Genomic DNA, 9419 nt, shown 5'->3' on the forward strand with positions numbered 1-9419 from the left:
TATCGACCGGTTGGTCCACCACGCCAGGATATTCTATATTAACGGTTCCAGCTATAGACTAAAAAACAAACTTAAGAAGGGAAACTAAAGGGGGTCAATTTTATTTGCAGATAGGGGGTCAAATGTCTTGACAAACAACAATCAATGTAACGCCGGAACGTCCGGGTACATACCCCCAGTATCCGAGCTGCTTCTTCCTGACTCAATCCTCTCTCCGTCCATACTCCATACACCTCTTCAAATCGCATAATCCGAATCTCCTGTAACAACTCTGTCCTTCTCATTGGCCACCTCCTGGTGACCCATTATAAACCGGACAGATTACGTGCTACAACTCCGGACAGATTACGTGCTTCTGACATGCCCAAAATATTGTATTGCGATTGAGCGCTTTTTTTACTATACTATCGTTGTAACAATGAATAATCACTTTTAGAATATGGAGGTACATCATGCCTGCCACTAAAAAACTTATCGATGAAGCCCTTTCTCTTCCGGTCGAGGAGCGGGCGCTTATTGCAGATTCCTTATTGAAAAGCCTTAACATGCCAGACCCTGCAATTGATAAAAAATGGATCGAGATAGCTAAACGGCGGCTTGGGGAACTTCGTTCAGGAAAAGTCAAACCTGTTCCAGGAAACGAAGTATTTGATAGGGTTCATGAGCGGTTTGCCGAATGGAATTCATTTTTCACCCTTCGTCCTTGCCGTTATGCACCTGCATAGGGATCCTGAATACTGGAAAGATAGATTGAAGTAATTGGGAATTCCCCCTCGGAAATCCCGGAATTGTCACAAGGGGAAGTGATTGGTGCCCAATGTGGGCTTGACAAATTGATTTTTCCGGTATAGATTCAAAGTGGGTGGGTGGTATACGCTCAAGACCAAATATCGGATAGGTCCCATGTTCCGAAGCGTCAGGTCTTGCATTAATGCAGTAATGCGGTTCTCCGCAGCGCTCTGACCTGTTTAGCGATGCCGTCCACCCTTTTACCCCTTGTAGGGGCCGATGCCTCGATCTGTTCGATGTTTAGCCTGTTCGGGGAACAGACCCTACAACTTTTAATAAGACCTTTCCCCGAATATACTCGTTCCTATTCTTACTATGGTAGCCCCTTCTTCCACCGCCACCTGATAGTCGCCCGACATACCCATGGAAAGCTCACACATCTCGACATTTGATATATTTTCCTCGACAATCCTGTCCCGGAGTTCCCTCAGAGTCACAAAGTAAGGTCTGGCATCTTCGGGGTCGTCAAACCAGGGGGGCATGGTCATGAGTCCCTGAATGGAGAGATTTTCGAGAGTAGAAATATCCTTTACAAGATTTAAAGCGTCCTCTTTTTTGACTCCGCTTTTGGTCTCCTCACCGCTTATATTTACCTCTATGAGAATTTTAGTTATACATTCCGCCATCTTTGCTCTTTTATCCAGCTCTCTGGCCAGCTTAATTCTGTCGATGGAGTGGATCATGTCGAAGAGGCGCACCGCATATTTGGACTTTTTGGACTGGAGGTGTCCTATCATGTGCCACTCGACGTTTTTCCCCATCTCCTCTATTTTTCTCCTTGCCTCCTGAACATAATTCTCTCCGATTATATCAACTCCGGCCTCAATAGCTTCGATGATTCTCTCATCTGCAACGGTTTTGGTCACTGCCATAAGTCTTACATCGGAGGGATTTCGTCCGGCTCTCAGGGCAGCTTCTGCGATATTGTCCCTTATCTTTTTTATGTTATCTTTTACCGTGGGCATGATTTTATCCTTTAGAAAATCGTATCGCTCCGAGCTCTTTCAGCGTTTCCATAACCTCGCATAGGGGAAGGCCAACGACGTTTGTGTATGATCCGTGAATCTCCTTTATAAAAAAAGCGCCAATACCCTGTACGGCATATCCTCCCGCCTTGTCATACGGCTCTTTTTTTCTTACATACCAATCAATCTCATCTTCAGAGATTTCCTTGAAAACGACTGAGGATTCGACCGTATTTTTGACAATGATATCTTTATTTTTTCTCGTCAGGCAAAAACCGGTAATAACCCTGTGTTTTCTACCGCTGAGCTTGCGCAGCATTTCCTTTGCCTCATCAGCAGCTGCAGGTTTGCCGAGCACCTCGCCGTTTATGATAACGATAGTATCGGCTCCCAGCACCCAGGCATCCGGGTTTTCGATGGAGATTGACACCGCCTTTTCTTCTGAAAGTCTTAAAACGTGCTCTCCCGGAGTTTCGCCTTTTAAAAATATCTCCTTAGCGTTGCTTGGCTTTATTTCGAAGTTTAACCCGACAAGTTTCAGCAGCTCTTTTCGGCGGGGAGAAGCAGATGCTAATATCAGTTTTGATGACGATAATTCGTAATTGTTCTCGATTTCAGGCATGGCATATTATATCCAATAAAGATTCTGAAATAAATTCAGAATGACAAAGAAAAGGAATGTCATCCTGAACTTGTTTCAGGATCAGTTTCAAGATCGACCTGCGGTTTACATCTTTGAAGCCACCACCTTGCAGGCGGTGAAGCCTTTACTAAGTTATGTATTACTCGTTTTCCGTTCAAAAACAGATATGATCTCTGCGGCAAAAAGTATTATGGAAGCAAGGTAAAACACCCAGAGGACAATATATATAAGCGCGTTGAGAGGTCCGTACACAAAGTTTGCCGGATTGCCGCCGGATGAGAGATAGAGGCTGAACAGATACTTCGCAATTTCAAGGAGGACTGAACAGATGATCCCGCCCATAAGCGCATGTGAAAAGTGAATCTTCTTGTTGGGAATAAACTTAAATATTAGTGTGAAGAAAACAATAACAACAGAGATGGGAATTATATGCCGGATTAGCGTGGTATTTACTATAATATTGCTCATGTTAATTCCGAATAGAACCAATCCGGTATTCTCTATCATCACTGCCGCAATATTTATCAAAACAGAGAAAAGAATGGCAATAACTCCAAGAGGTATAACAGCCACGGCTATCAGTATTGATTTGAAGAAAAAGCGACCTTTTTTCTTTACGCGGAAGATAATAGTAAAGGCGACATCCAGAGAAGAGAATATCATTGTGGAAATCCATAAGAGAGACGCAAATCCGACCCACCCCAGTACCCCGCCGGTTTCTGACAGGTTTTTTATTCCCAATAGCAGCCTGTCTTCCATGTAGGGATTAATCTGTCTTACAAATTCAACAACGGCGGTATATGCACTTTCGGAAGAGCCGAGAATGAGTCCACTGGCAAAAAGAATGAAAAAAATAATTGGAATGACTGACAGAATGGAATAAAACGCTATGGCAGCCGACAGGTTAAGGCAATTATCGCTAAAAAATGCTCGAAACGCTTCAAACAGAACATCTCGTGAGAGCTTGCCGTAATATTTTAGAGAATTTCCGATATCTCTTGACATTTTGTACCTACCTTCAAAAAATCAATCGTAGTTACTGATCGAATCGGGCGTATTCTCGGTTGAACGGAGGCAATTTCACCATACCAGGAAAATTTGCAGTTTATCATGTGTTGACAATCTCGTAAAAAGTCTTTTTCTGTCACCCTGAATTTATTTCAGGGTCTCTAACTTGCTGAAATAATTAGATGCTGAAACAAGTGAGATCCTGAAACAAGTTCAGGACGACAAATGATGCAGTTTATGACTTCTTACGAGTGCATCATGCGTTGCATTTCCGGAATATTCCCTATTCCTCTCCAACGTGGGCAAACCTTATCATCTCGCTGTCGAGGACGGCAACATAGGTCGGAAGTTTGTCAAAGGTCTGTGGTTTGTAATGTCGCATAAGTTCACCGATCATGTCGAAGGAGAATCCGTCCCAATCTAAAACATACTCTATTACACGCTCAAAATTATCGGGAAATATCTTCGCCATCTTCCGGAAAGGTATGTCGGATATGGAATCCGACTCCAGATAATCCATGATAATATCTTTCATTTTCCTCTTTCTCAGGAAACTGCCTATATACCTGTCGGGATTACTAAATATATCGACAAACAGATCGTATCCCTCCAGAAAACTGATTCCTTCAGCGGGATCAAATAGCATTCCCACACCAGATTGTTTCAGCAATGTTTCAGGAAAATTCACTTGGGGGAGGTTATATGTTTTTCCCTCTTCCCTTTCATACTTTTCAGCCTTTGAGAGACCTGTTTCGGGGTCCCTTTTTTGAAACACATCATACCTTAAAAAATCCTGATATTTTTGAGCTATTTCCTTACCGGTGCCACTCAATTCATCAGTTCCGAAGTAGTCGATAAAATTATTGTAATTCTTTTGGAGCATATCCCTGCTTGCCTTAAGCTTTTCTTCATTGTCCTTAAATGCCTTTCGGGGATGTAGAATCTGAGTTTCAAGGGCAATCCTGTAAATATAACCCCTCTCTTTATCACTTCCGTCGCACGGAATCTTGGTGACAATTCCGGAAAAGGTATGAAAATCTCCAATCGGGGCAACCCTGGCGTTTATGAAATCGCCGATCTCAAACGAAGAGGCCTCCGCCATCGAAACGGTAGGATAAACTACATATTCTCGTTCGTTGATGAGGTTTTTCATGTGATATCCGTGTGGTCGTTTTCCCTTTACCTCGAAAATTCCGTCAATTACGTCCCGCCATCCGAGTATCATCTCACGTACATCCCTGCTCATAAGATCGCCATGAGTCGCTACGAACCTGTCGGAAAAGGTATCTTCAAACTCCGATTTCCATTCCAGGATATACCAGTCCAGAAATGAAACCAATTCCTCTGTTTCCATATCTCCCGGGTTTTTTGCTTCTTTAAAGTATTCCAAATTTGCCTTATTAAAGTTTTCTTTGAACTCAGGACTCATGGCAAATTCGATCAACGCGCCCTTGATATCCCCTATACGCTCCAACTGTTCCCTTGAAGGACCACCTTCCCCTATCTCGAAAAGGTCTTTCAGTATCTTCAAATCGATCAATAGTTCATCGAATAAAAAATCGTCATCTTCATCAAACATAAAAAGAGGTTTTCCAGCATCTCCGAACAGATCAAGATTAATCTCATCGGCATCGAGGGGATCCAGTATACGCATCCACACATTGTAATCCCCGGGAAGTTTGATGCCCCATTTTTTCGCCCACGCAATACCCCCATGTATGATCGAAGATGCGAATGGCAGGTCGCATGACTCTAACGGGAAATCCTCTTCGGCGCTTTGTGACTCAAACGAATTAATCTCGTTCAAGGTAAACCCGTAATCCCCACCGATCTCTTTGAGACCAACTCCGAGCAGATCAACAAGGAAATTCACCATCACAAGCCCAGTTGGAGTTTTTCTGACGATGAATATAGTCGCGATTTTCATGTCCTGCCAGTTCTCGTTAATCAGGCAGGAGTGAAGTGGGTGATGATACCTCAACGCCTCCGCGAGGAGAGGGTCGCGGCGCAAGATGGCGGGCATTGCTGCCTTTTTTGCCCTCTGGTTTTTCAGTTTCTGCTTCTTTTTCTTTGTTCGTTTTTCATCTTTACTTTGTTTTGCCACTTGTTACTACCCTTTCACATTGAGGTCCTAATCATAACTGCCCGTCCTGTTGACTCAAGCCAAGCTCTCTACCAAGAATTCTGGTGACAAATTGTTCACCATAAACCTTACCCGTGACCATTTTGCGGACGCGCTCAAGGGTTTCAGGGGTGCACCCCGCATTTTCAGCGGCTTTCATGGCGTGGCTGTAAGCCGCCCGAACATCCATGCCGGTGATGTCGTAGCCATATCCTTCAATCAACCACCGAAGCGCTGCCACGCCTGCCTCGACTGCAAATCGTGGCTCTGTTGTCTCCATGTCCCGCGCAGCCCGGGTTAGCGTTCTGGGATCACAGGGCGTTCGGTTGGCCAATTCGATTGCCTCATCATAGAGTCCAGCAGACTTGGCCGCGGCAAACCACTTGCCCTCATCGCCCGGAGTGCTTGCAACAAGATCACGAAGGACATCGCTCACATCCTTATGTGGATATTTCCTGGTGATAACGCGAAACGTCGCCAGATAGGTCGTCTTCTGATTGGCCTCGATGGCGTATCGGGTGTAGGCTTCTTCAGACAGACCACTTGACAGCAGGATTTCTTCGCAGGCCTGCGCTATGGCGACGGGGCTGTCGTTAAGCCCGCGGGAATCCTCGGCATACCTGAGAGCATCGGCTTTCTTGCCAATGGCGAACAGAGCCCTCACGCCCCACTCTCGCTCATGCCAGAATTTGTGAGGCGCGAGCTCCAGCAGTTCCAGGATTTCGTCATACCTTCCGGCCTTGAACAATGCGCTTAGACAGGCACTTGTGCCATTGAAATAGCCGTGAAACTCTGGATTTGGACTCCAGGCCATTCGCACTATGTCGATAAATTCGTCCGCCCATTGCGAGGCACGTTCGGGGGTCACGCAAAGTTCTCCCCAATAGTCGGGAATCAACTCTATGTAGGGCATTTGATCTTCCTCTACTGCCTGCCAAAGACGTTCCATCCACTTGTCGCGCAAAAGATCATCGGCTGGAGCTTTGGCAATGATGGGTACAAGGGTTTCTATGGCTTTGTTGACCGCCGTGCCGATAGCACCTGACGAGCTGTCCACATGTTCAAGTGCAGGCGACAGTTTTTCCAAAAGCAACACCGCACCTTCAGCACCCAATGTCAGATCTTTGCGGGCCTCTTTCTTGATTTCCGACACAGCCTCCTTGATTCGTTTTATGGCAGGCTGCGAGCGCCATCCAAAAGCACGTCGCCTGAAGCGGGCACGGAAGGTCCACTTGTGGGAAGGATCAAGAAAGTGAGTCAAGTGTCTATTCCTTTCCATGGCTGTCTGATCCCTGCACTTGTGATATATAGGTGCAACGGGAAGACGCAGGCCATTCGGCAATCGTTGATTTCCCTTTTCCCGGATGGCCGAATTTGGAAATCAGTGATTTCCGAATCTGCAGGATCGCCTTCCACCTCAACGCCATGCACGATGAGATCAAAGGCTTTCTTATTTGCCTCCATCAATTTTGGCGCGCTGATTCGTTCCAAGGAGCTGACCACCTGATTGACACGGTCATCGTCAAGCCACGGATTTCCGTTGTCATTGAGATTGATTCTTCTAACCACATTGCGCAATCTATCAACCAGCAGCACATCGCGGAAACTCTCCCGTTCGGTGAGATACGGCACATCAATATCACCCCCAATATGCTCCCAACCCAGCGCCTTTAACTGTTCGATAAAGGAGATTTCCACATATGTTTTTTCATCAGGTGTTTGTGCCATTTGCTTTTCTTTTTTCAATCTTTTTTCTGAAATGCCAGTTCCGGGTGATTATTGTTTAACCATTCCAAAACGTCTGCTTTCAATTCTTTCACAAACTCAATGAGTTCATCGGCATCATGTTCTGTGACGCCTCCAACATAGTCATACTCCACTATATTTCTTTTTGATCTACATGAATTCAGATATTCTGCATCATCCTTTCTCTTGTTCCCAAGGATTAAAGGCAATGCCTGAATGGTGCGGTAGTGTTGTAGTGTTTTTTCTGCCTTAAAGCCTTCAGCGTAGAGGAGGATCGTACATAGCTTGAGTGCTGCATTATAAGCAATCCCGAACCGCCAGTCATCGGAGATGCCTCCCTTTGTATCTTTCAAATCACGATCAATGATCATAACTAAATTCTCAATCTCTTCTTGACTGGTCTTATGTCTGCGCAACCAGCCGTTATCAACCCATTGATTCAAGCTCATTTTTATTTCCTATGATAAAGATCTTGGGTGCTTCAAGTACCTGTGTAATGAAGTGTTCCCTGTTTGTTTTTCGTTTGACAAATTCATTCACACTTAAAACATGCGGGTTGATTTCCCTGCCAATTTTTTCGGGCAATCCTGATAACATTCCGGTTAATTTCCTCAAGCCCAGTCTTCCAATGACCATCAAATCAACATCGCTTCCAGCCATTTCTTCATGGCGGGCAATGGACCCGAATACAAACGCTATGTTAATGTTCGAATCCTCTCTTAATGCGTTTTTAAGAATATCCACCAACCCAATTGTTTTCAGGACAAGACTCTGGATATCAGGATAAAGAGGATGCTCCTTGTTGGATCGATAGTAAAGGCGGTTCCCATCTTTTCGCTTCTTAACCAGGTCCAGGCGCAACAGTTTTTTCAATTCTGTTTGTATCGTCCCTATGGCATATCCCGAACGCCTTTCAATCTCACGCATGTGCAACTCTTCGGTAATTGTTCCGAAGAGCAGACGAAATATCTCCGCACGAATCTTAGATGATAATATTTCCGCTAAAGCATTCATAATGTATGCCTATATCATACAATTGTATGGTTGTGCAATACAAACAGATTACAGTTCTCCAGCAAATACTCGATAAAAGGAAATAGCACTCTCAATTAAGACATGTTCGCAAAGAATCTTGAGTTTTTGAGGCGATTGATGGGTGAATAATTCCTGCTTGCCCTGTGCTTCACTCAAATTGGCCAGATACCAACTGGTAACGGTGGAAATTGTGAATGGCTCAGCAGAAAATTGTCGCAATGTCAGCATAACAGTCAAAATATCAAGAACCATCAAACAGGTTTAGTTGCTTGTCCTGCTCTTTTTCCTTCTTTTTCTTATCCTCGGCAATCTTTCGATTGATTTCTGTACGTTGTGCCTTTTTCTCCGCTACTTCCCGTTCTTTGAGGCGCTGCTGTTCAGCCATGAATTTTTCCATTTCCCTGGACTCTTCCTCGTCGGCTATTTCATAAACAATCTCAAAATCCGGCAACATACTTTTTGGAATTACTAAACCACTGGGAAGCTCGACCAGTGTCAGTGCATCTGAAATTTCAGGGCTGCAAAAACCTTCAGCGCCAATTCCAAGCTTGCAGGCTTTTTCAATTTGAGTTGCTTTGTTGCCAACGGTCGATTTCCTGGTTCCAAAGAAATCACAGATGGTGTCGGCTGAAAGAAACAACTTATTTTCAGGATCAAACAAGAAATTAAGACGGGCAATCACATAGATAATCGAGGCCGCCCATATTTCTTTCTTTCCGCTTGTAATTGAAATCTTTCGCTTCCGGCCCAACGTGTCACATAACTTCAGGGCATAACTCTGCAGTTCCTCATTCAAATACTCAACGCAAAAGGAAACCACCAATTCCTTGATTTCTTTTAATCGCTCATCTTTTCTGGCTTTTTCCATTGTGGTTCTCTCTTCTAAAGCTTAGTACTACCCCGTAATTACGGTGACGTATTTTAATTGATTACATTAGCATTGAGACTCTTCACTTCGTTCAGAGTGACAGGTGTAGAGTTTCACAATAAATTGATATAGCGTTACAAATAATTCTTACAATGTATTGACATAAAGGTAAAGAATATCGGAATAAATGGGCCTTGGTAGAGAGGCCTTTTTTATTGGTTGCACGGTGAAAGAGGTAAAGAG

12 protein-coding genes are annotated in these 9419 nt (G+C 44.4%); 1 reads left to right on the plus strand and 11 read right to left on the minus strand.

Annotated elements, in window-relative coordinates; translation table 11 throughout:
• Positions 1 to 71: 71 nt before the first annotated feature.
• On the minus strand, positions 72 to 284 hold the full coding sequence (locus Q7J27_11730) for a hypothetical protein (protein MDO9529808.1): 213 nt from the start codon (positions 282 to 284) through the stop codon (positions 72 to 74).
• Positions 285 to 452: 168 nt separating this feature from the next.
• Here Q7J27_11730 and Q7J27_11735 point away from each other — a divergent pair, with 168 nt between their 5' ends.
• Positions 453 to 725, plus strand: a complete 273-nt coding sequence (locus Q7J27_11735; GenBank protein MDO9529809.1) for an addiction module protein — start codon at positions 453 to 455, stop codon at positions 723 to 725.
• A 336-nt stretch (positions 726 to 1061) separates the two neighbouring features.
• Here Q7J27_11735 and Q7J27_11740 read toward each other — a convergent pair whose 3' ends face one another.
• The 10 genes from Q7J27_11740 to Q7J27_11785 all read right to left on the minus strand — a co-directional run bounded on the left by Q7J27_11740 (position 1062) and on the right by Q7J27_11785 (position 9176).
• Positions 1062 to 1754, minus strand: a complete 693-nt coding sequence (locus Q7J27_11740) for a YggS family pyridoxal phosphate-dependent enzyme (protein MDO9529810.1) — start codon at positions 1752 to 1754, stop codon at positions 1062 to 1064.
• A gap of 4 nt (positions 1755 to 1758) precedes the next feature.
• Positions 1759 to 2376: a Maf family protein gene (locus Q7J27_11745; GenBank protein MDO9529811.1), complete on the minus strand. Its 618-nt coding sequence runs from the start codon at positions 2374 to 2376 to the stop codon at positions 1759 to 1761.
• A 153-nt stretch (positions 2377 to 2529) separates the two neighbouring features.
• Entirely contained in the window at positions 2530 to 3402 is an 873-nt protein-coding gene (locus tag Q7J27_11750; GenBank protein ID MDO9529812.1) for a YihY/virulence factor BrkB family protein, read from the minus strand.
• A 286-nt stretch (positions 3403 to 3688) separates the two neighbouring features.
• The gene (locus Q7J27_11755; GenBank protein ID MDO9529813.1) at positions 3689 to 5509 is read right to left on the minus strand and encodes a hypothetical protein; all 1821 of its coding nucleotides are present in this window, start codon (positions 5507 to 5509) and stop codon (positions 3689 to 3691) included.
• A 31-nt stretch (positions 5510 to 5540) separates the two neighbouring features.
• Positions 5541 to 6680 carry a hypothetical protein gene (locus Q7J27_11760; GenBank protein ID MDO9529814.1) on the minus strand — a complete coding sequence of 380 codons (1140 nt, stop codon included), beginning with the start codon at positions 6678 to 6680 and terminating at the stop codon, positions 5541 to 5543.
• A gap of 104 nt (positions 6681 to 6784) precedes the next feature.
• A complete protein-coding gene (locus Q7J27_11765; GenBank protein ID MDO9529815.1) occupies positions 6785 to 7273 on the minus strand; it encodes a hypothetical protein in 489 nt (162 codons plus the stop codon).
• Positions 7270 to 7722 carry a hypothetical protein gene (locus Q7J27_11770; GenBank protein ID MDO9529816.1) on the minus strand — a complete coding sequence of 151 codons (453 nt, stop codon included), beginning with the start codon at positions 7720 to 7722 and terminating at the stop codon, positions 7270 to 7272. The genes Q7J27_11765 and Q7J27_11770 overlap by 4 nt, the downstream gene beginning before the upstream one ends.
• Positions 7700 to 8287, minus strand: coding sequence for a nucleotidyltransferase domain-containing protein (locus tag Q7J27_11775; protein MDO9529817.1), 588 nt, complete (start codon positions 8285 to 8287; stop codon positions 7700 to 7702). The genes Q7J27_11770 and Q7J27_11775 overlap by 23 nt, the downstream gene beginning before the upstream one ends.
• Before the next feature lie 48 nt (positions 8288 to 8335).
• A complete protein-coding gene (locus Q7J27_11780) occupies positions 8336 to 8560 on the minus strand; it encodes a hypothetical protein (GenBank protein ID MDO9529818.1) in 225 nt (74 codons plus the stop codon).
• On the minus strand, positions 8550 to 9176 hold the full coding sequence (locus Q7J27_11785) for a DUF6398 domain-containing protein (protein MDO9529819.1): 627 nt from the start codon (positions 9174 to 9176) through the stop codon (positions 8550 to 8552). The genes Q7J27_11780 and Q7J27_11785 overlap by 11 nt, the downstream gene beginning before the upstream one ends.
• Positions 9177 to 9419 lie beyond the last annotated feature (243 nt).

This window comes from Syntrophales bacterium, assembly GCA_030655775.1.
Lineage (GTDB): Bacteria > Desulfobacterota > Syntrophia > Syntrophales > JADFWA01 > JAUSPI01.

What these genes read in the sequence shown, in the direction of transcription:
- Q7J27_11770 (MDO9529816.1), bottom strand. Translation starts at nt 7,722, where the DNA reads ATGAGCTTGAATCAATGGGTTGATAACGGCTGGTTGCGCAGACATAAG.
- Q7J27_11740 (MDO9529810.1), bottom strand. Translation starts at nt 1,754, where the DNA reads ATGCCCACGGTAAAAGATAACATAAAAAAGATAAGGGACAATATCGCA.
- Q7J27_11735 (MDO9529809.1), top strand. Translation starts at nt 453, where the DNA reads ATGCCTGCCACTAAAAAACTTATCGATGAAGCCCTTTCTCTTCCGGTC.
- Q7J27_11750 (MDO9529812.1), bottom strand. Translation starts at nt 3,402, where the DNA reads ATGTCAAGAGATATCGGAAATTCTCTAAAATATTACGGCAAGCTCTCA.
- Q7J27_11785 (MDO9529819.1), bottom strand. Translation starts at nt 9,176, where the DNA reads ATGGAAAAAGCCAGAAAAGATGAGCGATTAAAAGAAATCAAGGAATTG.
- Q7J27_11780 (MDO9529818.1), bottom strand. Translation starts at nt 8,560, where the DNA reads ATGGTTCTTGATATTTTGACTGTTATGCTGACATTGCGACAATTTTCT.
- Q7J27_11775 (MDO9529817.1), bottom strand. Translation starts at nt 8,287, where the DNA reads ATGAATGCTTTAGCGGAAATATTATCATCTAAGATTCGTGCGGAGATA.
- Q7J27_11745 (MDO9529811.1), bottom strand. Translation starts at nt 2,376, where the DNA reads ATGCCTGAAATCGAGAACAATTACGAATTATCGTCATCAAAACTGATA.
- Q7J27_11730 (MDO9529808.1), bottom strand. Translation starts at nt 284, where the DNA reads ATGAGAAGGACAGAGTTGTTACAGGAGATTCGGATTATGCGATTTGAA.